Annotated in this window: 23 protein-coding genes, 1 pseudogene and 1 riboswitch; of the genes and pseudogenes, 15 read left to right on the plus strand and 9 right to left on the minus strand. The window is 30.6% G+C overall.

The genetic code is table 11. The annotated features are described in order from the left end of the window. Positions 1-9: 9 nt before the first annotated feature. Complete coding sequence (locus tag L8X36_RS00280; protein ID WP_263682091.1) at positions 10-2,553, minus strand: hypothetical protein; 2,544 nt, start codon at positions 2,551-2,553, stop codon at positions 10-12. 162 nt (positions 2,554-2,715) lie between these two features. Between L8X36_RS00280 and groES the strand changes: the two genes are divergently transcribed. The 3 genes from groES to L8X36_RS00295 all read left to right on the plus strand — a co-directional run bounded on the left by groES (position 2,716) and on the right by L8X36_RS00295 (position 5,313). Then, complete coding sequence (gene groES / locus L8X36_RS00285; protein WP_149062447.1) at positions 2,716-2,976, plus strand: co-chaperone GroES; 261 nt, start codon at positions 2,716-2,718, stop codon at positions 2,974-2,976. 13 nt (positions 2,977-2,989) lie between these two features. Beyond that, positions 2,990-4,627 carry a chaperonin GroEL gene (gene groL / locus L8X36_RS00290; RefSeq protein ID WP_070256698.1) on the plus strand — a complete coding sequence of 546 codons (1,638 nt, stop codon included), beginning with the start codon at positions 2,990-2,992 and terminating at the stop codon, positions 4,625-4,627. A gap of 116 nt (positions 4,628-4,743) precedes the next feature. Next, positions 4,744-5,313, plus strand: coding sequence for an NUDIX domain-containing protein (locus L8X36_RS00295; protein ID WP_263682092.1), 570 nt, complete (start codon positions 4,744-4,746; stop codon positions 5,311-5,313). A 10-nt stretch (positions 5,314-5,323) separates the two neighbouring features. Here L8X36_RS00295 and L8X36_RS08090 read toward each other — a convergent pair whose 3' ends face one another. From L8X36_RS08090 to rpmB, 5 genes and pseudogenes are all read right to left on the minus strand, one after another. Beyond that, positions 5,324-5,785, minus strand: a complete 462-nt coding sequence (locus tag L8X36_RS08090) for a CZB domain-containing protein (RefSeq protein ID WP_412175666.1) — start codon at positions 5,783-5,785, stop codon at positions 5,324-5,326. Further along, a pseudogene (locus tag L8X36_RS08095) lies at positions 5,768-6,055 on the minus strand (methyl-accepting chemotaxis protein); the annotation flags it as partial. The pseudogene L8X36_RS08095 and the gene L8X36_RS08090, both read right to left, overlap by 18 nt. A gap of 429 nt (positions 6,056-6,484) precedes the next feature. Beyond that, the gene (locus tag L8X36_RS00305; protein ID WP_263663111.1) at positions 6,485-6,700 is read right to left on the minus strand and encodes a YdcH family protein; all 216 of its coding nucleotides are present in this window, start codon (positions 6,698-6,700) and stop codon (positions 6,485-6,487) included. A gap of 47 nt (positions 6,701-6,747) precedes the next feature. Further along, positions 6,748-7,875, minus strand: a complete 1,128-nt coding sequence (locus L8X36_RS00310; RefSeq protein WP_263678769.1) for a potassium channel family protein — start codon at positions 7,873-7,875, stop codon at positions 6,748-6,750. 25 nt (positions 7,876-7,900) lie between these two features. Next, the gene (gene rpmB, locus L8X36_RS00315) at positions 7,901-8,095 is read right to left on the minus strand and encodes a 50S ribosomal protein L28 (RefSeq protein WP_012661734.1); all 195 of its coding nucleotides are present in this window, start codon (positions 8,093-8,095) and stop codon (positions 7,901-7,903) included. A 142-nt stretch (positions 8,096-8,237) separates the two neighbouring features. Here rpmB and rpe point away from each other — a divergent pair, with 142 nt between their 5' ends. From rpe to thiC, 3 genes are all read left to right on the plus strand, one after another. Beyond that, positions 8,238-8,885, plus strand: a complete 648-nt coding sequence (gene rpe / locus L8X36_RS00320; protein WP_263682094.1) for a ribulose-phosphate 3-epimerase — start codon at positions 8,238-8,240, stop codon at positions 8,883-8,885. Further along, positions 8,882-9,646, plus strand: coding sequence for a 3'-5' exonuclease (locus L8X36_RS00325; RefSeq protein ID WP_263682095.1), 765 nt, complete (start codon positions 8,882-8,884; stop codon positions 9,644-9,646). Before rpe ends, L8X36_RS00325 begins: the two co-directional genes overlap by 4 nt. A gap of 32 nt (positions 9,647-9,678) precedes the next feature. Continuing rightward, positions 9,679-9,783: riboswitch (TPP riboswitch) on the plus strand. 44 nt (positions 9,784-9,827) lie between these two features. Further along, entirely contained in the window at positions 9,828-11,126 is a 1,299-nt protein-coding gene (thiC, locus tag L8X36_RS00330) for a phosphomethylpyrimidine synthase ThiC (protein WP_263682096.1), read from the plus strand. Between the two features lie 27 nt (positions 11,127-11,153). On the opposite strand, the gene L8X36_RS00335 is transcribed toward thiC, so the two are convergent. Next, on the minus strand, positions 11,154-12,971 hold the full coding sequence (locus L8X36_RS00335; protein ID WP_263663115.1) for an ammonia-forming cytochrome c nitrite reductase subunit c552: 1,818 nt from the start codon (positions 12,969-12,971) through the stop codon (positions 11,154-11,156). A gap of 16 nt (positions 12,972-12,987) precedes the next feature. Beyond that, entirely contained in the window at positions 12,988-13,482 is a 495-nt protein-coding gene (gene nrfH, locus L8X36_RS00340) for a cytochrome c nitrite reductase small subunit (RefSeq protein WP_012661729.1), read from the minus strand. A 226-nt stretch (positions 13,483-13,708) separates the two neighbouring features. On the opposite strand from nrfH, the gene L8X36_RS00345 reads away from it, so the two are divergent. Then, positions 13,709-15,802, plus strand: a complete 2,094-nt coding sequence (locus tag L8X36_RS00345) for an RNA degradosome polyphosphate kinase (RefSeq protein WP_263682097.1) — start codon at positions 13,709-13,711, stop codon at positions 15,800-15,802. A 20-nt stretch (positions 15,803-15,822) separates the two neighbouring features. Here L8X36_RS00345 and rpoD read toward each other — a convergent pair whose 3' ends face one another. Beyond that, positions 15,823-17,700, minus strand: coding sequence for an RNA polymerase sigma factor RpoD (rpoD, locus tag L8X36_RS00350; RefSeq protein ID WP_263678759.1), 1,878 nt, complete (start codon positions 17,698-17,700; stop codon positions 15,823-15,825). Between the two features lie 135 nt (positions 17,701-17,835). On the opposite strand from rpoD, the gene L8X36_RS00355 reads away from it, so the two are divergent. The 8 genes from L8X36_RS00355 (at position 17,836) to L8X36_RS00390 (ending at position 25,706) form a co-directional block, all read left to right on the plus strand. Continuing rightward, the gene (locus L8X36_RS00355; RefSeq protein ID WP_263682098.1) at positions 17,836-18,648 is read left to right on the plus strand and encodes a flagellar hook-basal body protein; all 813 of its coding nucleotides are present in this window, start codon (positions 17,836-17,838) and stop codon (positions 18,646-18,648) included. 17 nt (positions 18,649-18,665) lie between these two features. Next, the gene (gene flgG, locus L8X36_RS00360; RefSeq protein WP_039626513.1) at positions 18,666-19,460 is read left to right on the plus strand and encodes a flagellar basal-body rod protein FlgG; all 795 of its coding nucleotides are present in this window, start codon (positions 18,666-18,668) and stop codon (positions 19,458-19,460) included. 170 nt (positions 19,461-19,630) lie between these two features. Continuing rightward, a complete protein-coding gene (gene napA, locus L8X36_RS00365; RefSeq protein WP_263682099.1) occupies positions 19,631-22,405 on the plus strand; it encodes a periplasmic nitrate reductase subunit alpha in 2,775 nt (924 codons plus the stop codon). Positions 22,406-22,407: 2 nt separating this feature from the next. Continuing rightward, positions 22,408-23,157, plus strand: coding sequence for a ferredoxin-type protein NapG (gene napG, locus L8X36_RS00370; protein WP_263682100.1), 750 nt, complete (start codon positions 22,408-22,410; stop codon positions 23,155-23,157). After that, positions 23,154-23,945, plus strand: coding sequence for a quinol dehydrogenase ferredoxin subunit NapH (gene napH, locus L8X36_RS00375; protein ID WP_263682101.1), 792 nt, complete (start codon positions 23,154-23,156; stop codon positions 23,943-23,945). The genes napG and napH overlap by 4 nt, the downstream gene beginning before the upstream one ends. After that, positions 23,935-24,453 carry a nitrate reductase cytochrome c-type subunit gene (locus L8X36_RS00380; RefSeq protein ID WP_263663122.1) on the plus strand — a complete coding sequence of 173 codons (519 nt, stop codon included), beginning with the start codon at positions 23,935-23,937 and terminating at the stop codon, positions 24,451-24,453. Before napH ends, L8X36_RS00380 begins: the two co-directional genes overlap by 11 nt. Positions 24,454-24,457: 4 nt before the next feature. Further along, positions 24,458-25,384 (plus strand): WD40 repeat domain-containing protein, encoded by a 927-nt coding sequence (locus tag L8X36_RS00385; RefSeq protein WP_263678754.1) that lies wholly within the window; start codon positions 24,458-24,460, stop codon positions 25,382-25,384. Continuing rightward, on the plus strand, positions 25,371-25,706 hold the full coding sequence (locus tag L8X36_RS00390) for a chaperone NapD (RefSeq protein WP_263682102.1): 336 nt from the start codon (positions 25,371-25,373) through the stop codon (positions 25,704-25,706). Before L8X36_RS00385 ends, L8X36_RS00390 begins: the two co-directional genes overlap by 14 nt.

Consider the following 25,706-nt stretch of genomic DNA (forward strand, 5'->3'; position numbering starts at 1 on the left):
CTAGATGTATTAGAAGAGCTTGTTAAAGATTTTATCTATTGCTTGATCTACTTTTTTACCCGTATTTTTAGCACCATCATTAGCATTTCCGCCTATTGTATTAACAATAGAATTTACCACACTTTTTGTATCAAGGCTTACTTTAGGATCTTGTGTTGTTCCTTTTATAATGCCTTTAAATTTTGCTCTATCAATAACGATATTAAAAGGAATGTTTAATTTAGTACTTTTTGTATCAATCTTACCTTTACTGATATTGATATTGCTTCTATCAGCCACTAGGTTTAAATTTAAATCTATAAGATTTTTATTGATATTTATTTTAGCTTCACCGTTGCGATATACATCTTGAGTGATATCTTTTTGTAAAAGTAGCATTAAAGCACTTGTGATGAGGTTTTTCTTAAGTTGCCCATCGGCTAAGTTCATTAGCACCACACCACTTTCTTTTAAAAGATTATAGTCAATACTTAAATTTGATTTTGCTTGATAATAGTCAGGTAAATCTAAACTTTGAGCTAAATTTGAAAGATCAGTATTTTGCATTTTAGCGTTAAAAATATTATTTTTTAAAGTTGCATTTAATGAGCCGTTAAATATATTTTTACTATTAATACTTGCATCTATTAAAGCATTTTTAAAATCAAATTTTCCTTCAAAATCAGCCTTACCTTTTAAGTTTCTATCGACTAAAAATCCTAACTTAGAAAAATCTTGTAATGAAATATTATAAGTGCTTACTAGAGCCATTTGATTAAGATCAAATTTTCCTTTTAGTGAGTTAATATTTGCAAATGAACTTAGAGCTTTAGCGTTAAAATCAATGATTGATTTAGAAATTTTTCCATCAAGATTTATTTTTGCTGAAGTATTCTTTGGAAATTTTTTATCTAAAAGCTTGGATAATTCTACTTCATTAAAAGAAGAATTAATAATGGCTTTAAAATCACCATTAATATTGTTAAAATCAAGTGTTTTTAAATCAATGTCAGCATTTACATCTCCATAAGCTAAAACTTTTTGTCCTATTAAAGGAAAAAGTTGCTCTAATTTTATATTATCAATTTTCGCTTGCAAACTTTTTCCATTAGATTTTGCATTGATAAGCCCTTGCATGATTTTAATATTTGCATCAAGACTTTGAATTTGATTTGCCTTAAGATCAACTTTGGCATCTAAATTTAAAGGTCCATTGAGATCTTGCTTGGTTAAAGGTTTTAATTTGTTAAGATTATCTACAAAAGCACTAATTTGTGCTTTTAAATCTTTGTTTGTAAGATTATAAGAGCCTTTTAGCTGAGGTATTTTTGCTATGTTTGAATCAAGCAAAGCTTCATAATCAATCAAAGAATTTTTCGCATTTGCTTTAGCTTGTAGATTAAAAGTTGTTTTTGGAAAATCAAGATTGCTTAGTTTTTTAAATTCTACAACATTTATATTTGCATTGTTTAACCTAGTATTTAGATTGAAATTTTTAAAATCAAGTCCTTGCGCTTTTAAATCTAAAATTAATTTAGAATTAATAAAAGCAGGCATAGAGATAGTCTTTAAAAGCTCTGCTACTTCTATATTGGTTGTGTTGATGTTAAGATTATTATTTTCTAAAATAGCTTTTAAGCTACCACCAAATCCAAGCAAGTTAGCATCTAATTTTTGTAATTGATTGTTTACAAGAAGTAAATTACCTTGAATTTGACTTTTGCCTTGGAGTTTCATTTTAGCTAAAGATGAAAATTGATTAAAATCATCTATTTTGATGTCAAAATCACTAGTTAAGCTTTGTTTTGCTATATCATAAATACTTTTTTGTGTATAAAGTTTGAAGAAGTTACTTAAAATTTCACTTTTAGATATAACTTCATTGTTTTGGAGTAAAGATCTTATCTCGCCTTTTATATAGCTTTGTTTTGGTAGGCTTAGATTGAAATCTTTTTCAATGAGAGTATTGTTGATAGAACTTGTGTAAAAATTAATCAAAGCATTACCATTTGGTTTTAAATCTTTAGCTTGTATATCACTTATAATACTAATTTTTCCTTGAGCATATCTTGGTAAATTAGCAAAATCTAAAATTTGAGCTAAATCTATATTTTTTCCAATAAATTCAAGATTTATAGGAGAAAAATCAACGATTTTTGCATCTAAGCTAAGATTAGAATCAAATAAAAATCCATTACCTTTTACTGAAAAATCGCTACTTTTACCTACAGCACTACCTTTAAATGTAAAATCTTTATCGCTTTTTAAGCCAAGTTCTTGAATATAGTTTTGTTTAAGTCCTAAAAGATAGTTTAAATCAAATCCTAGTCTTAAAGGCGATATACCACCTTCTATATTAGCAAAAAATTTATCATCAATATTTGCTTTAATGTCAAGTTGCGAAAAACTAATTTTGAAATTTTCAAATTTAACATGCATACCGCTTTTTTGAGCAATTATCGTTTCGATTCTTGGCTTTAAAAAAGCATTACCCATACTTGTAAATAATAATGTATATATAGCTAATAATGCCACACACACTACACCTAAAAGAATGTAAAGAATTTTTTTCATGAGAAACCTTTATAATGATATATCATATAAATTTAGTGATATAGACTAAACTTATATGATATATTTTACTTAATTTATTGACAATTAACTTTCTTTAATGTATAATTCTATCACTCAAAAACAAAGAGTGCTAAAAATGGCACATTTTAGAAAGGATAAAAAATGAATTTTCAACCTCTAGGAAAGCGCATTTTAGTAAAACGCTTAGAAGAAATGAAAACTACTGCTTCTGGGATTATTATACCAGATAATGCTAAAGAAAAGCCATTAAATGGTGAAGTTGTTGCAGTAAGCAAAGAAATAGAAGATGTTAAAGTAAATGATAAAGTAATGTTTGCAAAATACGGCGGAACTGAAATAAAACTTGATAATGAAGAGTATTTGGTTCTTAATATTGATGATGTTTTAGGGATTATTAAATAAAAAAGGATAAAAAATGGCAAAAGAAATATTTTTTTCAGACGAAGCAAGAAATAAACTTTATGAAGGTGTTAAAAAACTTAATGATGCAGTAAAAGTTACTATGGGACCACGTGGTCGTAATGTATTAATCCAAAAAAGTTTTGGCGCTCCAACTATCACAAAAGATGGTGTGAGTGTGGCTAAAGAAGTGGAATTAAAAGATTCTTTAGAAAACATGGGTGCTTCTTTAGTTAGAGAAGTAGCTAGTAAAACAGCTGATCAAGCAGGTGATGGAACAACAACAGCAACAGTTTTAGCGCATGCTATTTTTAAAGAAGGTTTAAGAAATATCACAGCAGGTGCTAATCCTATTGAGGTTAAAAGAGGTATGGATAAAGCTTGTGAAGCCATAGTTGCTGAACTTAAAAAACTTTCTCGTGAAGTTAAAGATAAAAAAGAAATTGCTCAAGTTGCAACAATTTCTGCAAATTCAGATGAGAAAATCGGAAATTTAATCGCTGATGCTATGGAAAAAGTTGGAAAAGATGGTGTTATCACTGTTGAAGAAGCAAAATCAATCAATGATGAATTAAATGTAGTTGAAGGTATGCAATTTGATAGAGGCTATTTAAGCCCATATTTCATTACAAATACTGAAAAAATGACAGCTGAATTGCAAAATCCATTTATTTTGTTATTTGATAAAAAAATTGCTAATTTAAAAGATTTACTACCTATTTTAGAGCAAATTCAAAAAACAGGAAAACCACTTTTAATTATAGCTGAAGACATTGAAGGTGAAGCTTTAGCAACTTTAGTTGTAAATAAATTAAGAGGTGTTTTAAATATTTCAGCAGTTAAAGCTCCTGGATTTGGCGATAGAAGAAAAGCTATGCTTGAAGATATCGCTATTTTAACAGGTGGTGAAGTGATTTCTGAAGAGCTTGGAAGAACTTTAGAAAGTGCTAGTATCCAAGATTTAGGTCAAGCTTCAAGCGTGATTATTGACAAAGATAATACAACTATTGTAAATGGTGCAGGTGAAAAAGCAAATATTGATGCAAGAATTAATCAAATCAAAGCTCAAATTGCTGAAACAAGCTCAGATTATGATAGAGAAAAACTACAAGAAAGACTAGCTAAGTTAAGCGGTGGTGTAGCGGTGATTAAAGTTGGTGCTGCTACGGAAACTGAAATGAAAGAGAAAAAAGATAGAGTTGATGATGCATTAAGTGCTACAAAAGCTGCTGTTGAAGAAGGTATAGTAATAGGCGGTGGTGCTGCATTAATCAAAGCAAAATCAAAAATCAGCTTGAATTTGCAAGGTGATGAGGCTATTGGTGCTGCTATTGTAGAAAGAGCTTTAAGAGCACCTTTAAGACAAATTGCTGAAAATGCTGGATTTGATGCTGGTGTAGTTGTTAATACAGTAGAAAATAGTAAAGAAGAAAATACCGGTTTTGATGCTGCAAAAGGTGAATATGTAAATATGCTTGAAAGCGGTATTATTGATCCTGTTAAAGTAGAAAGAGTGGCTTTACTTAATGCAGTTTCAGTAGCTAGTATGCTTTTAACAACTGAAGCTACAATTAGTGAAATCAAAGAGGATAAACCTGCTATGCCTGATATGAGTGGTATGGGCGGTATGGGAGGCATGGGTGGTATGATGTAATACCATCTTTTTGTTGCTTTTGAGTTGCTTTTTATATAAAGCAACTCACTTTTTTTTATTTTTCTGCACTGATTTTTATTTTTGTTATAATAGATGTAAAATTATAAGGATTTTACATGAAAAACTTACAAGAAGAGCGATTTTCCAACTCAAAATACATTAAACCTAAAAGATATACTTATATAGGCAAAGATAATAAAAAATATACTTGGGATTTTATAGAAGCATTAGATAGTGTTTCTGTTTTTTTATATCATACTCAAAAAGATTCTTTTGTCTTTGTAAAACAATTTAGAATTCCTTTATGGGATTATCAAAAACGTAATAATTTAAAATTAGATGATATGGGATTTAGTATAGAGCTTTGTTCAGGACTTGTTGATAAAAATTTGAGTTTAGACGAAATAGCTAAAGAAGAATGCATTGAAGAGCTAGGTTATACTCCTAAGGTTGTAAAAAAAATAGGAGAGTTTTATACAGGTTTTGGTTCAGGTGTAAGTAGACAGTTTTTATTTTATGCTGAAATTACCGAAGATGATAAAACTGGTCATGGTGGTGGAATTGATGGAGAGGATATTCAAGCAGTATGGATAAAAAGAAAAAACTTTGAAAAATTTTCTAAAGAAAATCCGATTAAAACTCCTTTGCTTGAATATGCGTATTTGTGGTTTAAAGGTAAGAATTGAATCTTACCTTTTATTTTTCTTCTTTATTTTCAATGTTTGGATCTTTTTCTTCAAGCATTTCTTTAAAGAGTATAAATAAATCTTCAGAGGCTTTTTCAGCATTTGAGCATTTATCTAGAATTTGATTTTGAACTAATTCATTGCCTGTATTTTCATTATGTGCCAAGGCAACGGCTTGGTTGATATTTTCATGCACCTTTTGGTGTGGTAAATTTAACTTACCAAAAGCTCTTCCACTAGAAAATCTTTCTTTGCCCACACCTGCAATCCATTTTGCAAGTCTACAACTTAAATGATCAGAGAGTGCTTTACCTGAAGCATGAATGATTTCATTGTAACCATTTAATTTAAAAGCAACATGATCTAATTTTGCTAAGGAAACAAAAATTTCAGAAGCAATACGTTTAGCGTGTGAGCTAGTTGAATTTGCATTAGAGATTAATTGAGCAAAATTACTAGAGAATTTTATAATATGTTCATTTGATTCTAATGATACTTTTTCTACTTGTTCACTTTGTCCATACATTTCATCTGCATTTTGTTTTAATAGATTAATATTTAATTCTACTTCAGAGGTTGCTTTTTGTGTTTTTTCAGCAAGTTTTCTAACTTCATCAGCAACAACAGCAAAGCCTCTACCGTGTTCTCCTGCTCTAGCAGCTTCAATTGCGGCATTTAGTGCTAAAAGATTAGTTTGATCAGATACATCTTTGATTAAGTTAATAACATTAGTGATTTCATCAACACTGCGGTGTAAATTACCTGCTGTATCTCTTGAGCGATTGGCTGATTCAATAATGCTTTGAAGTGAAGATATAATTGAATGTGTGATAGAATTTAACTCTTGCATATCTTCCAAAGAAGAATCAGAATACTGAGAAATCATTTCAGCTTTATTTACATTTTCTTGCATATCGCCTTGTACATTTGAAATGCCTTTTAACACTCCAGTTAATAACATCTCCAAAAGACGAGTTTCAAGTGCAGTTTTCCCACAATCTTCTTGAAGTTGCTTTTCGTATTTTTCGATTAATTCTTGTTTTTCTAAAAGAAGTTTTTTGTTTTCTTCTTCTAGTTCTTTGATTTTATTTTGTAAATCTTCAAAGTCTTGTTTTGATTGACTTTTTTTTCCAAACATAGTTTTTCCTTGAAAGTTAAAATTAGAAAGAAATTATTTTTTATAATTTGATAAATAAGTGTTTAGCTCATCTTTTAATCTTAGTTTTTCTTTTTTAAGATTTGCAATTTCCAAGCTATCTAGATGAATTCTGCCTTCTTCTGCGTCTTTGATTTTGTGATCAAGTTCATTGTGATCTTCAAACAATTTATCAAAGTGCATGTCTTTACCTTTTAGCTCGGTAATTAAATCTCTAAATTCATGTAGCATATAAGCCTCCTTTTTAAAATTAATATTCGATTATAGCTTAAAATAAGTTAAATATATTTTAACTCATCGGGTTTTTGCTTGTTTTTTATAATCTTTTTGGCTATTTTTATGCTATCTGCTGTACCTACGATTAATAATTTTGCTCCAGTACCTATTAAAGTATCACCTCTTGGCATAGGTGTGAATTTTTTATTTTCTAAAATTCCTACTATACTTACGTTTGCCATATCTCTTAAATGAATTTCTTTTAATCTTTTAAATCTCACCCACGATTCATCAGGAATTTTAACCTCTTCTAAATCAATAGGGCTATTTTTTTTATAAAGATAATTTTCTAATAAATTTTCCATATCTGGTCTTGCTGACATCGCGCTAAGTCTTTGTGCGACTAATTTTGTAGCAGAAACAATAGAATTTGCTCCAAGTTTTTTAAGTTTTTCTGTTTCATCTTCGTTGCTTGAACTAGCTAGTATAAAATAAGGATTAATTCTTTGTAGTTCTTTTTCAAATAATCTTACTGAGGCAATGATAGCAATATTATCTGCTATGTTATTACTAAGGGTTATTACGCCTTTTGCGCTAGAAAGATTGGTTTTTAAAAAGGCTGTATTAGTATGAGGTGCGCTTTCTATATAATAAGGATAATTATATTTTTCAGCAATCTCGCTGAAATTTTCAACTTCATCAACCACAACAAAAGGAATATGATTTTCTCTAAATTGCTGTGCTAATTCTATGGTAAAATCATTATGGTAGCATATTACAAAATGATTTTTTAATCTTGCAACTTTATGCAGCATTCTTCTTTCCTTGATGATTTTAGATAAAACACCTTTTTTTACTATTTCTATTACTAAACCCATACAAAAAGTAAATATTGTAAAAGTTAATAGTACATATACAACAGTAAAAATTCTACCCGCTGTTGGTATGGGATTAACTTCAGTATAACCCAAAGTGGTAAAAGTCATACCGGCTTGATAAATAGCATCGTTAAGGTTGTAATTACTTGTGAGCATATAACCAAAAGCCCCAATTAATGTCATAACAACAACAGCAATAAGAGGAATTCTTAAAAATTTAAGTTGCTCATAAAGCTCATCATTGAGATTAATTGAAGGTTTTGGAGAGGGAGACCAATTGAGGAATTTTTGTAGCTTTTTTAAAAAAGACATAGTAATTCCTCATTTACATTAAGGATTATTTACTACTTTGCTTTTTAAGTGTTCTTAAAGTTGAAGCAGCAACTCTAACTTTTCTAGTAGTTCCATCTTCTAAAGTAATACGAACTGTTCTTAAATTTGGCAAAAAGCGTCTTTTTGTTTTATTGTTAGCATGGCTAACATTGTTACCTACCATAGGTCCTTTTCCTGTAATTTGGCAAATTCTTGACATAAATTTTCCTTATGAAATAAAAATAATTTTTAGCATTGTATCTAAAACAAGCTTAAAAAAATCAAATATTATCAAAAATACATAAAGAAAATTTGATAATAAGTATGATAAAATTATTTTTTACTTTTATTGGAGATATAAAATGTATGTAGCACCAAGTTTATTGTCTGCAAATTTTTTAAATTTGGAAAATGAGATTAAAGATGTGTGTGAAGCAGGGGCTGATTTGTTACACATTGATGTGATGGATGGGCATTTTGTACCAAATCTTACTTTTGGTCCTTGTGTGATTGAAAATATTTCAAAAATTACTTCAGTGCCTTTAGATGTGCATTTAATGGTGCATAATGTTAGTAGTTTTGTAGATTTATTTATCCCAATAAAGCCAAAATTTATTAGTTTTCATTTGGAAGCTGAAAATCATCCTATTAGGGTGTGTGAGTATATAAGAAAAAATAGTATTCATCCTGCTATTGTTTTAAATCCACATACTCCAGTTTCAAGTATAGAGCATATTTTAGAATTTGTAGATATGGTGCTTTTAATGAGTGTTAATCCAGGCTTTGGCGGGCAAAATTTTTTACCTTTAGTGTATGATAAAATTAGACAGTTAAGAGAAATGATAGATAGGAAAAATCTTAAAGTTTTTATAGAAGTAGATGGTGGGGTAAATGGTTTAAATGCGCCTGATTTAGATGAAGCAGGAGCTGATATTTTAGTCGCAGGTAGTTATATCTTTTCCTCGCAAGATAAAAAAACAGCAATCAATTCTTTAAAGCTTGAATTTTGAGCCAACAACAAATCGATGATTTAATCATCAAGCTAAGTAAAGAAAACAAACCTTTTCCTTGGGTTTTAAAAGAACTTGCAAAAATAGAAGAATTAAATCATTATGAGTTTGATTTATATATTTTTGAGCTTTTAGGACTAGGAGTGAAGCTTAATGCGCAAAATTGCTTGTGCTTAAAAAGTAAAAATACAAAAATAAAAGATGAGATTTTTTGTGTAGTAGATATTGAAAGCACTGGTGGGATAAAAAGTGGTCAAATTTTAGAAATAGGTGCGGTTAAAATTCAAAATTATAAAGAAATTGATAGATTTGAGAGTTTTATAAAAGTAGAAAGCATACCTGAAAATATTACAGAATTAACCGGGATTAGTTTAGATATGGTAGAAAATGCACCTTCTTTAAAAACTGTGTTAAATGATTTTAAATTGTTTTTAAAAGATAGTATTTTTGTAGCACACAATGTGCGTTTTGATTATCATTTTATATCTAAAGCTATGTATGAAAATGATTTTGGGGTGCTTTTAAATAGAAGATTATGTACTATTGATTTAGCTAAAAAATGCATCGAAAGTCCTAAATATGGTCTTGATGCGCTAAAAGAGTTTTTGTGCATTGAAAGTAAGCATCATAGAGCCTTAAGTGATGCTTTGGCTGCAAGTGAAATTTTAAAATACTGTCTTAAAAAAATTCCTTTTTATATAAAAACTACCGAAGAATTGTTACATTTTAGCAAGCAAGCTAAAAATCAAATAAAAAAATAAACTTTGTTTTGTATTTATTGCTATACTTGCTTTGCATAAATGACGGGAGCTTGTGATACAGGCTGAGAGTAAGCTAAAAGCTTAGACCGCACCAGAACTAGGTAATGCTAGCGTTGGGATAATTTATCAACTACTCACATACCCTTCATTTATCCAAATTTTATTTTAAGGATAAATTTAAATGAAAACTCAAATGTCTTATGCAAAAGAAGGAATTTTTACAAAACAAATGCAAATTGTTGCGCAAAAAGAGCAAGTAAGTGAAGATTTTTTGCTTGAAAATATAGCATGTGGAAAAATTATCATTCCTGCAAATATCAACCATAAAGTACTAGACCCAAATGGTATTGGCTATGGACTTAAAACAAAGGTAAATGTAAATTTAGGTGTTTCAAATGATTGTGTAGATTATAGTGAAGAAATGAAAAAAGTAGAATTGGCTCATAAATTTAATATAGAAGCTATTATGGATCTTAGTAATTATGGTAAAACTAGTCGTTTTAGAGATGAGTTAATTGCTACTTCAAAAGCTATGATAGGCACTGTGCCTGTTTATGATGCGGTTGGATTTTTAGAAAAAGATTTAAAAGATATTAAGGCAAAAGATTTTTTAGATGTAGTATATCATCACGCTAAAAGTGGAGTGGATTTTATGACAATTCATGCAGGGATAAATTCTCGTGCTGCTAGGGTTTTTAAAGAGTGTGATAGGATTACTAATATAGTTTCAAGAGGAGGTTCAGTTCTTTATGCTTGGATGCAAATGAATGATGCTGAAAATCCATTCTATAAATATTATGATGATTTACTCGCTATATGTAAGGAATTTGATGTGACACTTTCTTTGGGCGATGCGCTAAGACCTGGTTGTACTCATGATGCAAGTGATGGAGCTCAAATTGCTGAACTTATCGAACTTTCGTTATTAACTAAAAGAGCATGGGCTCAAGATGTACAAGTGATGATAGAAGGACCTGGCCATATGGCTATTAATGAAATAGAAGCTAATATGCAACTTGAAAAAAGAATTTGCAACGGCGCGCCTTTTTATGTCTTAGGACCATTGGTTACTGATATAGGTGCAGGATATGATCATATAAGCGGAGCGATCGGCGGAGCAGTTGCAGCAGCAGCTGGTGCTGATATACTTTGCTATGTAACCCCTGCTGAGCATTTAAGACTTCCAAATTTAGAAGATGTAAGAGATGGTATAGTAGCGACTAAAATAGCAGCTCATGCAGGAGATATAGCCAAACTTCCTAAAGAAAGAAAAATAGATGATGAAATGAGTAAAGCTAGACAAGATATTGATTGGGAAAAAATGTTTAAATTGGCAATTGATGGAGAAAAGGCTAAGAAAATGTTTAATGAAAGAAAGCCTGAAGAACTTAATTCTTGTTCAATGTGTGGAAAAATGTGTGCTATGAACACTATGAATAAAATTTTAAAAGGCGAGGATGTTAGTTTAATAAAAGAATAAACCCTCGATTATGAGGGTTTATTTTGATTAATCTATTACTTTATAATTATAAGGTTTTAGATTTTTATCATCTTCAAGAAGTTTTGCTGGTGGATTACCATTTACTTCTTGGTGTTTATAGTAGCGATCTCCTGCTTTGTTGCCATTTAGATCTACTTTATAGTGAATTTCACCTGGATTTAATTTTTGAATATCTTCAAAACCTAAATTTGAAGTTTTGAAATCTTTAATACCATTTTTGGCCGCAATTTCTACTAATTTAGTTTGTCCTTGTCTTGACATATCAACTGATTGTAAAAGCATTCTTGAAGCTTCTCTAGGATTGTGGAATCCTGTTGAGTTTTCAGCACCTACAAAGTCTGCTCTTACTTGAGATTTTCTATGAAGTTCTAATACTTCTTTTAATTCAGCTGAAATTTTAGCATCATCTGCTTTGCCATTAGTTTGGAATTTAGGCATTTTTCCAAGCTCTGCGCGAATAGTTTCTACATCTTTAATCAAGCTTACTAAAGAATATTCAGCTGTTCTTAAATCATGAGCTACTGAATTTTGAATATCTTTTACTTGTTTAGCTAGATAGCTTTCGCTTTGAGTATGGCAAGTTTTACAAGCTGAATTAATATCAACTAAAGGCGAGGTGATGTTATGGTTGGTAACTTTTTTTGCACCTTTTCTAATATAGGGCATGTGACAATCTGCGCAACTTACACCATTTGCAGCATGTACTCCACCACTATAAAGCTCGCTTTCTGGGTGTTGAATTTTCAACATAGGTGCTTTAGTGATTTTATGAACCCAATCACTTGGGAAATTTTCTCTATTTTTTTCATAATAATCATCAAACATTTCTATTCTAAATGGCTCACCTTTTTTCCACTCACTCCATGGATAGGTTAACTCTATACCATCAACCTCAATTTCAATTGGTTTATTTCCATCTCTCCAAGAGTCAAATTCATCATAAGTTTTTTGTGTACCATTCCACCATTTTTTAGAACTATCATTAGCAATACTTTCACCGATAGTTTTTACTTTAGTACCTGTTGGTTTGAAATAATACTCAACGTGACATTGAGAGCATACTAAAGTTCTCATCTCGCTTCTTGAAGCTTTAATGCCTTGTTTTTCATCTGCTTCATAGCCTCTTGAAATTAATGCGTTGATTAAAGCTGGTCTTGTAAGTCTTAAACTCATGTCTGTTGGGTTGTGACAATCTGCACATGTTACACCCATTCTTTTTCCACCATGAGGTCCACTGTGCTCAGGCGAGTTTTCTTTAGCTCCATTTACCGCAGGAACTGTTTTAATCATAGTCCAATATTTTGCAGAGTTAAATGCCACCCAATCACCTTTTGCAGTGTTGTTTAAAAGCCAAGGAGTCCATCCGCTATGGCAATTCATGCAAGCTGTTGGTTGACCACCAAATCCTGCAAAGCCATGTGCATTTAAGAAATCTTTGTTATTTCTAGCTGTATCCATTTGATCTACTTGAACCCAAAAGTGTCCTCTTTCTTCATTAGCATCAATGCTAAATGGATAACCCGCCCAAAGAACAGTTAGTTGTGGATAGCGGATTAGTTTTGAATAAGCTAAATTTCCACCAAATTCTGTTGCATTAGGTGCTTGTTTTTCCACTGCTGTATGCATATCTAAATAATCAGGAAAATTCTTTCCCCAATAATCAAAAGTAGGGTTTTCATCGCCAAGTTTTACAATTTCTTGAGAAATGATTCCACCTACTGAATCATTTGTTTTAGCTGTGATATCTTGATTTAACCACAATACGCCCGCAATAGCCACTATAGTAGCACTTATAGCACTATATAAAATGCCTTTATTATTCATTAATTACTCCTTTCATTTAAAATCCTCTCTTATGACCAACACCTTGGTGACAAGATACACAACTTAAGGAATTATCTTTATGTGGATCTAGAGTAGGGTTGATAGTGTTGCTCGCAATTTCTTTATGACATTCTATGCAGTTATTTTGGACTATTTCTTTACTTTTTGCATTTGCACTTAAATGTGTAGGTAAAGAATCAAGTTTAAAAGTAAATGCATAAGCATGTCCTAAACCACTTTGAGCTTTAGCAATCCATTTTTCAAAAAAGCTATGTGGTAAATGACAATCATTACAGGTTGCTCTTGGTTTACCATCAACTTCTTTAGAGTGTGAAGCTTTTAAATAATCATTATAAACTTCGTTCATAATATGACAATTATTACAGCTTTCACTAGCATCGCTAAAATAAGAAGTGCCTTTAGCATTATGGAAAGTATACATTCCAACTCCTGCTAAAATTACAAGCAAGAAGAGGAAAACAGCAAAAAGTTTTGAGTTTGCTTTTTTCAAAGTCTCTCCTTTGAATGAAGTTTAAGTTACAAGAACTTAAGTATAATTATATTATCTATAAAATCTTAAAAAGTAAATATAAATTTATTATTTATTTATAATTTTTTTAATAAGATAAAAAAAGTATTATTTTTTATATAAATTTATTTACTATTATAAAAATAAAATAAAATTTAATAAAAGAAATACTAAAATATTACATACTAGAAAATAAGGCAGGTGTATTATGCAAATTCAACCATCAATGTATATTAATAGAGAACTTTCTTGGCTTGCATTTAATTCCCGTGTTTTAGATCAATGTTCTAAAGATCTTCCTTTGCTTGAAAAACTTAAATTTATTGCTATATATTGTACAAATTTAGATGAGTTTTATATGATAAGGGTAGCTGGATTAAAACAGCTTTTTATAGCAGGAATAAGCACAGCAAGTAATGATGAAATGACCCCACTTGCACAGCTTAAAGCTATTAGAAATTATTTACATGAAGAAAAATATGTAGTAGAGCAGTATTTTACTAAAATAACTCAAGATTTAGAAAAAGAAAATTTATTTATTCGTTTATATGAAGAACTTGACGAGGATTTAAAACAACAATGTAATGAGCATTTTTTTTCTAATATTTTTCCTGTGATAGTGCCTATTGCGGTTGATGCAACTCATCCTTTTCCGCATTTAAATAATCTTTCGTTTTCTTTAGCGGTAAAGCTTTGTGATCCTATGCATCCTGAACTTTTAAAATTTGGTATGATACGTATACCTAGGGTTTTACCAAGATTTTATCAAGTAAGTTCGAATATTTATGTGCCTATAGAAAGTATAGTGCGTCATCATACGGAGCATATTTTTCCTGGCTATAAGCTTTTATCTTCTGCTGCTTTTAGGGTAACTAGAAACGCAGATATGGAGATAGAAGAAGAAGAAGCTGATGATTTTATGTTGATTTTGGAGCAGGGTTTAAAGCTTCGTAGAAAAGGTGCTTTTATACGCTTGCAAATAGAAAAAGGCGCAGATGAGCAGTTGATTGAATTTTTAAGTTCTCATATGAATATTTTTCATAAAGACATTTATGAATACAGCATACTTTTAAATCTGCCATCACTGTGGCAAATCATTTCTAATAAAGAATTTACACACTTACTAAACCCTGTGTATACACCAAAGATTTTACCACCTTTTGGAGATAATGTATCTATTTTTAGTGCAATTGATAAACAAGATATATTGGCTATACAGCCTTATGAGAGTTTTGAGCCTGTATATCAATTTATCAAAGAAGCAAGTAAAGATCCTAAGGTTGTTTCTATAAGAATGACTCTTTATAGGGTAGAAAAAAATTCAAACATAGTCCAAGCTTTAATTGATGCAGCCAGTGATGGTAAGCAAGTTACAGTAATGGTGGAATTAAAAGCACGCTTTGATGAAGAAAATAATTTGCACTGGGCAAAATCATTAGAAAATGCAGGAGCTCATGTGGTGTATGGAATCACTGGTTTTAAAGTGCATGCAAAAGTAGCTCAAGTGATTAGAAAAGAAGGGGATAAATTAAAAATTTATAATCATTTAAGTACAGGCAATTATAATGCAAGTTCAGCTAAAATTTATACTGATGTGAGTTATTTTACTTCTAAAGAAGAATACTCTCAAGATACCACAACCTTTTTTCATATACTTTCAGGATATAGCAAAAGCCGTCGATTAAAGACTTTATCAATGAGTCCAAAGCAAATCAAAGAACGAATTTTAGATATGATAGCTACAGAAGCAAGTCATGGAAAAGATGGGGTAATCATAGCCAAAATGAATGCTTTAGTAGATGGTGATGTGATTAAAGCTTTATATGAGGCTTCAAATAAGGGTGTTAAAATAGATCTTATTGTGCGTGGAATTTGTTGTTTAAGACCTGGAGTAAAAGGGTATAGTGAAAATATAAAAGTTAGAAGTATAGTTGGAAAATATTTAGAACATGCCAGAATTTTATATTTTAAACACACTGAGCCAAATTATTTTATTTCAAGTGCTGATTGGATGCCAAGAAATTTAGAAAGAAGACTGGAATTAATGACTCCTATTTTTGATGAGCATTCGCGTGCAAAATTAGCCCAAATTTTAAAACTACAATTAAGTGATAATGATTTAGCTTATGAGTTAAACAGTGAAGGAAGATATCGTAAGATTACTTTAAATGAAGCAGAAAAAATTAATAATTCTCAACAAATTTTAGAAGAATATATTAGTAGAATTTTTAATACCTTGAAAAAAGATACTGATCATAGTAGAGCAGCACATTTAGCAACGAAGCTTTTTAGGGATAGCTAATCCTTGCTTTTTAGCAAGGATTATTTCCAACCTTCTATATAATTTTTAAGTTTTCTACCAACTTTTGGGTGTTTGAGTTTTTTTATGGCCGAGCTTTCTATTTGTCTTACTCTTTCTCTTGTGACATTTAGTTCTTTGCCGATTTCTTCTAAGGTTCTATCACTTTCATCATCCATTAAACCAAAACGCATTCTAATAACAGCTTTTTCTCTGTCATTAAGCTGATCTAAAACTTCATCAATTTGTTCTTTTAAATCATCTTTTAAAATGTGATCCATAGGTGAAATTGAAGTTCTATCTTCTACAAAATCTCCAAATTTACCATCATCTTCATTGCTAATAGGCGCTTCTAGAGAAATTGGTTCTTTAGTGATTTTAATCACTTGTTTTACTTTATCTACGCTAAGTCCTACTTCTTTAGCAATAATGCTTACATCAGGCTCTTTACCTTCTTTTTGTAAATATTCACGAATGATTTTATTGATTTGATTAATAGTTTCTATCATATGAATAGGAATTCTAATCGTTCTTGCTTGATCAGCAATAGCTCTTGAAATGGCTTGTCTAATCCACCAAGTTGCATAGGTTGAAAATTTATAACCGCGTTTGTATTCAAATTTATCTACCGCTTTCATTAAGCCTATATTGCCTTCTTGGATCAAATCTAAAAACGGTAATCCACGGTTAGTATATCTTTTAGCAATGCTTACAACCAAGCGTAAATTTGATTTTGCCATTCTGGTTTTAGCTTCATCTGAGATTTTTTTACCGCGCTTTATTTGCTCTAGAATTTCTTTTAGTTGATCTTTTTCTAAATCAAAAGAATTTTGGCTAGCTTCTTTAGTTTGAATGAGTTTTTTAATCTCCATATAAGTGCTTACCATCGTAGTTTCTAGTGCGCGTTCAGCGATTTCTTCTTTGCTAAGTTTTGTAATATCTTTTAAGATATCTTGGTGTCTTTGTTTTAATTCTTCTGAAAACATTGGCAAGCGATATTCTAAGCGTTTTAATTCTTTGTCAAATTCCTCATCGCTTTTTAAAGCTGTTTCCATGGATTTTACTATTTCAGAGATAAGTTTTGAAGTTGGACCTAGATCCATTAGTTTTTCTTTTAATATATTTTTCTTAAAAGCAATTATGAGTTTATCCAATAATTCATCATCGTTTTTTTCTGCATTAATAGTAGATATGGTTTTTAACCATTCTTTTTTTGCTTTTTCTAAGGCCTTAAAACTTTCTATAACTTTTAAGGTTCTTTCGTCTTCTTTTTTACTTGCTTTTTTAGGTTTTTTTTCACTTGAGTTTTCATTTTCCTCGTTTTCATTTTCTTCTTCAGAGTCTATTTCATCATCACTTTTATCATCATCACTTTTATCATCATCTTCAAAGCTTTTAAAAAGCTCTTTTACTCTTCTTTCTCTATTGATTAAAGGTTCTTTATAATCAAGTATAAAATCTATCAAATAAGGCACAGAACAAAAAGCATCAATAATAATATCTTCACCTAGCTCAATTTTTTTAGAAATTTCAACTTCCTCGTCCTTGTTTAAAAGAGCAATTTGTCCCATTTCTCTTAAATACATTCTAACAGGAGAGTCTGATCTACTCCATTCAAGCAAATCGTTTTCATTGGCTAAATCAAATTCATTTTCTAAACTCGTATCTTGTAATTTTTGTTTTTCTTCTTGTAATTTTTTTGCTTCTTCTAAATTTCTTTTTTTAGCAATTTCAGCTGAAGAAATTAATTCTACTTTATGTTTATCCATTAAATCGCGGATTTTTTTTGCACTTGTTGCATTTGGAAGTTTTGCAAAATACTTGACAAGTTTTTCATATGTGATATAATCTTTAGAATTTTCTTTGAAAAGTTCTTCTAAAACATTGGTTTCATTAGCCATGGATACCCCTTGTATTTAAGTAATGAGTGTAAAACTAAATATTATGCCTAAAAATTAATTAAAAACAAATAAAAACATTTTGGAACAGCTTTTGCTTTATCGTGTAGAAAATTAAGATTTTAGTTAGGAAAAACAATGCAAAATGGGTATTATCAAGCCACTGGTGCTATGGTTACGCAGTTTAATCGCTTAGATGTTGTAACTAATAACCTAGCAAATGTAAATACAAGTGGCTATAAAAGAGATAATGTTGTTATTGCAGATTTTAAAAGGATTTTTAAAGAAACTCAAGATGAGTTACCTATACAAAATCATACAAGAGATGCTGCAAGATTTGTAAATACAACTATAGATAGGGTTCCACAGGTTAATCACGTCTATACAAATTTTAGCGTAGGTTCTATGAAAATGACGCACAATCCTTTGGATTTAGCTCTTACTCGTGAGGATACTTTTTATTTGATTAAAACAAATAATGGTGAGGTAAGATTGAGTCAAGATGGAAATTTCCAGCTTGATGATGAGGGATATTTGGTAAATCGTCAAGGGTATAGAGTTTTAAGCAGTGATTATTTTAACAATCCTGAAAATGATGGCATACGCATAGGAAATTCCACTTCTTTTATTAATGTGGATAAAAATGGAATCATCAGTGCATCTAATCAAGATATAGCAAGATTATTCGTAGCGCAAGTTGATGATTTAAGAAATTTGCAAAAAGATGGCGATAATATGTATAAAATCGATAATTTAAACAAAATTAGAGATTTGCCAAATTCAAATGCCATTAAGCAAGGTTTTACTCAAGGATCAAATGTTAATCCAGTTACAGAAATGGTAGGATTAATCGAAGCAAATAGAATGGTTGAGATGTATCAAAAAGTTATGACATCTCATATGGATGATTTAAATCAAGAAGCTATTAACAAATTAGCAAGTACTAAATAAAACTAAGGATAGATAAAATGTTAAGATCATTGTACACAGCAGCATCAGGGATGGTATCACAACAAACACAAATTGATGTAACTTCAAATAATATTTCAAATGTTAATACAGTAGGTTATAAAAAATCACGTGCAGAATTTGCAGATTTGATGTATCAAACGATGAAATACGCAGGTACTTCAACCTCAAGTACCACAAAACACCCAAGTGGTATAGAAGTGGGTCTTGGCTCAAGAGTGACAGCTGTGAGTAAAATTTTTAGTGAAGGTAGTTTAAAACAAACATCAACTTCAGGTCTTGATATGGCAATTGCTGGTAATAATGGCTTTTTCCAAATTCAAATGCCTGATGGAACTATAGCTTATACTAGAAATGGTCAATTTACCAAAGATGCTGAAGGAAATATTGTAAATTCAGATGGTTATAGACTTTTGCCGGAAATGACTATACCTGAGGATGCTACAGCTATTAACGTAGCAAGTGATGGAACGGTTTCTGTTATGCAGCCAGGAAATACAGCTGAAACTCAAATAGGTCAAATTGAACTTGTAAATTTTATTAATCCTGCAGGTTTACATGCTTTAGGGGATAATCTTTTGGTAGAAACTGATGCAAGTGGAGCACCTATTGCAGGTATAGCAGGTGAGAATGGATTTTCTGTTATCAAACATGGCTTTGTGGAACTTAGTAATGTTCAGCTTGTAGAAGAAATGACTGATCTTATTACAGGGCAAAGAGCTTATGAAGCTGGCTCAAAGGCAATCACTACAAGTGATGATATGCTTGGAATTGTAAATCAATTAAAACGCTAGAATTAACTAGCGTTTTATAATATGCAAAAAATATTAAAAAAATACTAAAAAACTCCTATTTATAAATACTTATAAAATATTCTTTATTATAATGTAAATTTAAACTAATCATAGTAATATTATATTCATGTATTCTTTATATACATAAATAAACAATAACGAGGGATATAATGAACAGAAGGGACTTCATTAAAAATACCGCTATTGCTAGTGCTTGTGGTGTTGCGGGTCTTAGTGTTCCAAGTAGTGTGCTTGCAAATACTGAGAATAAATGGCGTTGGGATAAGGCTGTTTGTAGATTTTGTGGTACAGGCTGTGGAATTTTAGTTGCAAGTTTAGATGGCAAAATTGTCGCTGTAAAAGGAGACCCAGCAGCTCCGGTAAATCGTGGATTAAATTGTATTAAAGGTTATTTTAATGCAAAAATTATGTATGGAGAAGACCGTTTAGCAACACCTTTACTTCGTGTAAATGCAAAAGGTGAGTTTGATAAAAAAGGAAAATTTCAACAAGTTTCTTGGCAAAGAGCTTTTGATGAAATGGAAAAACAATTCAAAAAAGCCTACAAAGAAAAAGGTGTTGAGGGGATTGGAATTTTTGCAAGTGGTCAATATACTATACAAGAAGGATATGCTGCTGCAAAATTAGTAAAAGCTGGTTTTAGATCAAATAATATAGACCCAAATGCACGTCATTGTATGGCTAGTGCTGTTGTTGGTTTTATGCAAACTTTTGGGGTTGATGAGCCTTCTGGTTGTTATGATGATATAGAGCTTACTGATACTATTATTACTTGGGGTGCAAATATGGCAGAAATGCATCCGATTTTATGGTCAAGGGTAAGTGATAGAAAATTAAGTAATTTAGATAAAGTTAAAATCGTAAATTTATCTACTTTTTCTAATAGAACTTCTCATATAGCAGATACTGAAATCATTTTCAAACCAAATACTGATTTAGCTATTTGGAATTATATCGCTAGAGAGATTGTTTATAATCATCCTGAAGCTATGGATAAAGAATTTATTGAAAAACATTGTATTTTTACAACAGGTTATGCTGATATTGGTTATGGAATGAGAAATAATCCAAACCATCCTAAATTTAAAGCAAGTGAAAAAGATACCGTAGCAAAACAAAATGCTATTATTGTAGATGAAGAAGAAGCAGTATCTTTGGCTTATTTGGGTGTAAAAGCAGGCGATAAATTTGAAATGAAACACCAAAATGCTCCTGATGCGCATTGGGAAATTTCATTTGAAGATTTCAAAAAAGCTTTAGAGCCTTATACACTTGATTATGTTGCTAAAGTTGCTAAGGGTAATGAAGATGAAAGCATAGAAGAATTTAAGAAAAAACTTCAAGAATTAGCAAATTTATATATAGAAAAAAATAGAAAAGTTGTAAGCTTTTGGACTATGGGCTTTAATCAACACACAAGAGGTACTTGGGTAAATGAGCAAGCTTATATGGTGCATTTTTTACTTGGTAAACAAGCTAAGCCAGGAAGTGGTGCGTTTTCATTAACAGGACAACCAAGTGCTTGTGGAACTGCAAGAGAAGTAGGGACTTTTTCGCATCGTTTACCTGCTGATATGGTGGTTGCAAATCCTAAACACAGAGAAATTAGTGAAAAAATTTGGAAAGTTCCTGCAAAAACAATCAATCCTAAACCAGGTGCTCCATACTTAAAAATCATGAGAGATTTAGAAGATGGAAATATCAAATTTGCTTGGGTGCAAGTAAATAATCCTTGGCAAAATACAGCTAATGCAAATCACTGGATAGCAGCGGCTAGAGAAATGGATAATTTTATCGTTGTGAGTGATTGTTACCCAGGAATTAGTGCTAAGGTGGCAGATTTAATTTTACCAAGTGCTATGATTTATGAAAAATGGGGTGCTTATGGTAATGCTGAAAGAAGAACTCAACACTGGAAGCAACAAGTGCTGCCTGTAGGTGAAGCTATGAGTGATACTTGGCAAATCATGGAATTTGCAAAACGCTTTAAATTAAAAGAAGTTTGGGGCGAAACTAAGGTAAATGATAAGCTTACCTTGCCAAGTGTTTTAGAAGAAGCTAAAGCTATGGGTTATAGCGAAGATGATACTTTATATGATGTATTATTTGCTAATAAAGAAGCAAAATCTTTTAAAGCTAAAGATAATATTGCAAAAGGATTTGATAATTCTGAAGTATTTGGTGATGAGAGAAAAGTTATAGGTAGTGATGGTAAAGAATTTGAAGGTTATGGATTTTTTGTACAAAAATATCTATGGGAAGAATACCGCAAATTTGGTTTAGGTCATGGACATGATTTAGCTGATTTTGATACTTATCATAAAGTAAGAGGTTTAAGATGGCCTGTGGTAAATGGTAAAGAAACCCAATGGAGATTTAATACTAAATTTGACTATTATGCTAAAAAAGCTGCTCCAAATTCAGATTTTGCATTTTATGGAGGTTTTGCTAAAGAATTACCAAAAGGAGATTTACTAGCTCCACAAACTAAAGAAAAATACAGTTTAAAAAACAAAGTAAAAATTTTCTTTAGACCATTTATGAAAGCACCTGAAAAACCAAGCGAAGAATATCCATTCTGGTTATGTACTGGTAGGGTTTTAGAGCATTGGCATAGTGGAACTATGACTATGAGAGTTCCTGAGCTTTTCCGTGCAGTACCTGAAGCACTTTGTTATATGAATGAAGATGATGCTAAGGCTATGAAAATTAATCAAGGTGATATCGTATGGGTAGAATCACGTCGTGGTAAAGTAAAAGCTAGAGTAGATTTTCGTGGTAGAAATAAACCTTCTAAAGGCCTTGTGTATGTGCCTTGGTTTGATGAGAATGTATATATAAACAAAGTTACACTAGATGCAACTTGTCCGTTGTCTAATCAAACAGATTTCAAAAAATGTGCCGTAAAAATTACTAAAGCATAAAAATGAAAAATAGAAGAGAATTTTTAGCCTTTGCTTTTAAGCTTTTATGCATAGGAAGCGGAAGTGCATTTTTAGCAAGTTTAGCATTTAGCTCAAATCAGGAGTATTTTTTAAGACCTCCTGGGGCAGATGATGAAAAAGAATTTTTATCAAAATGTATACGATGCGGACTTTGTGTAAAAGCCTGTCCTTATGATGTTTTAAAGTTAGCAAATTTAGAAAATAGTGCTAAAAATGGTACACCTTTTTTTGTAGCAAGAGAAAATCCTTGCAGGTTATGTGAGGATATACCTTGTATAAGAGATTGTCCTACAAATGCGCTAGATCATAAATATCTAGAGCAAAATAATGGAATTTATAAAACAAAAATGGGTATAGCTATAATTGATAGTGCAAGTTGTGTTGCTTATTGGGGAATTCAATGTGATGCTTGTTATAGAGCTTGTCCTTTAATGGATAAAGCATTAAAACTTGAAACAAAACGCAATGAAAGAACAGCAAAGCATGCATTTTTACTACCTGTGGTAGATCATGAAGTGTGTGTTGGATGTGGGATTTGTGAAAAAGCTTGTATAACACAAAAAGCAGCCATTAAAGTTTTACCTAGAGAATTTGTTTTAGGAAAAGCTGGGGATAATTACATCAAAGGTTGGGATGAAAAAGATGAAAAGCGTTTGCAAGATGTAAACACAGATAAAAATTTCAATAAAAATAAGGCTAAAGATTATCTTAATGATGGAGAATTGCTATGAAATATCTTATTTTAAGAAGGGTAATGCAATTGTCTATTTTAACTTTTTTTTCTTTTGGTGTATTTAATTTTATATTAAAAGGAAATTTAAGCTCTTCGGTTTTATTTTCTTCGGTGCCACTAAGTGATCCTTTTGCATTTATTCAACTTGCTTTAGCAAGTTTGCAAGTAGATTTAATGGCTTTAAGTGGTGCTTTGATAGTATTTTTGTTTTATGCTATTTTTGCTGGAAGAGCGTTTTGTGCTTGGGTTTGTCCTGTCAATATCATTACTGATTTTGCTTATTTTATTAGAAATAAATTAGGTTTTAATCAAGCAAGAGTTTTTAATGTAAATAAAAATTTGCGTTATTATGTTTTAGCTTTTGTTTTGATTTTTTCTTTTCTTTTTTCTTTTCCTGTTTTTGAGGAATTTTCTTATATAGGAATAATCCAAAGAGGGATTATTTTCGGTGGTGTTTCTTGGCTTTTTATGGCTTTGATCATTTTTTGTATAGATACATTTTTTAGTCCAAGATTTACTTGTTCGCATTTTTGTCCTTTAGGGGCTTTTTGGGCTTTAAGTTCGTATTTTTCATTGTTAAAAGTAAGATATAACTTACAAAAATGCACTAAGTGTTATAAATGTCTTGGAGTGTGCCCTGAAAAACAAGTGCTTTGGATGATAGGTAAAGAAAATCAAGATGTAAAATCAGGTGAATGTATAAGATGTGGAAAATGTATTGATATTTGCGGTGATGATGCTTTAGGTTTTAGTATAATAAATTTAAGGAGAGAAAATGAAAAATAAAATCTTTTTATCCTTAGCAGCAGCTGTTTTAATAAGTGCTTGTGGGCTTGCTGTTAAAAGTGTTGATTCAAAAGATATAGGTTTAAGAAAAACAAGTTTAGAAAGTGAAAATGTAGAATTATTGGATGCAAAATATTCTCAAGCAGTGGCTGGTGAGTCTGTTTTGATTGAAAGATCGTTTGAAAATGCTCCGCCATTAATCCCGCACACTTTAGAGGATATGCTTCCAATTACTAAAGATAATAATATTTGCTTAAGTTGTCATGATAAGACTATTGCTAAAGATGTTGGAGCTACGCCACTTCCAAGTAGTCATTATTTTGATTTAAGAAAAAACAAATCTACTAAAGATATGATAAGTGATGCAAGATTTAATTGTACACAATGTCATGTGCCACAAAGTGATGCTAAACCTTTGGTAGGAAATAGCTTTGAAGCAAAATTTAAAAGCGAAGAATCAAAGAAAAAATCTAATCTTTTAGATGTTTTAAATGAAGGTGTAAAATAAAATTATGAAAAAAATGTTTTTAATCTTACTAATGAGTATTTATGCATTGAGTTATGAGCTTAAGCTTGATTCAAATTTAAACGCTTTAAAGCTTGCTGATAATAGTTTGCTTATAGGACTTGATAATGGAGAGATAAAACAATATTTCCTTAAAGATAAAAAAATGCAAAAAATCACTCAGCTAGATAAGATTAAAAATTTTTACGAAGAAAATCTTAGCCCCAGAATTTATAGCATTGATTACTTAAATGGGGCTATTTTGATTTTAAGTGAAGGTGATTTTGGAAGTAAAAAATTATATGTTTATAAAAATAAACAACTTTTAAGCTATGATTTAGCTAATGATGGAGCAAAAAAAGCTTTGTTTTTAGATGATAATACTATTTTATTAGCCTTGCTAGGTTCTAATATAGAGCTTTTTGATCTAAAAACAAAAAGCGTTGTAAAAAATTTTACTTTTTCTAGTTCAAGCTTAAGTGATGTGGTTTTAAATGAAACTAAAACTCAATTAGTGGCAGGTTTTGAAAGTGGCGAGCTAATGCTTTTTGATGTGAAGAAATGGCAAAAAATAAAAAGTTATAAGAATATTCACAAGGATAATATTTATCAACTTGATTTTAAAAACACAATTATTGCAAGCTGTAGTACTGATAGAAAATTGGGCATAGTGCAAAATGATCAAGAAAAAAATATAGAAAGAGATTTTTTGATTTATACTTGTGCTTTAAATGAAAATGGTTCTATAGCGGCTTTTGGAGATAATGAAAAAAATATTATAGAACTTGTAAATACTAAAAACCTAAAAACAATAAAAAGATTCCAAAATAAAGATTTTTTGCTAGAATATCTTATATTTTTAAATGAACATGAGCTTATTAGTGCAGGTTATGAAGATAAAATTATATTTTGGAGTATAGATGAATCTTTCTAGTGTGTTGATTTTAACTAAAGAAGAAAAAGTAGAAAAACTCAAAGAGCAAATTCAAAAAACACCTTGTTGTAGTGTGGAATTAGCTCAGGATGAAAAAATTATAGTAGTAATAGAAAGTAAAAATTTAGATGATGAGTTAAAAGCATATAAACAATTAGAACAGCTTGATGGGGTAGTGAGTATTAATATGGTTTTTTCTTATCAGGATTTAGACGAAGAAAGAGAAAAAATTTTAAAAGCAAATTTTGAGGCAAATGTTTTTGATGAGAATTTAAAAAAAGATAATATAGAATACTATGGCAATGTCTTTAGGAAATATTGA

It is taken from the genome of Campylobacter sp. CNRCH_2014_0184h (assembly GCF_025772985.1).
Classification (GTDB): Bacteria; Campylobacterota; Campylobacteria; order Campylobacterales; family Campylobacteraceae; genus Campylobacter_D.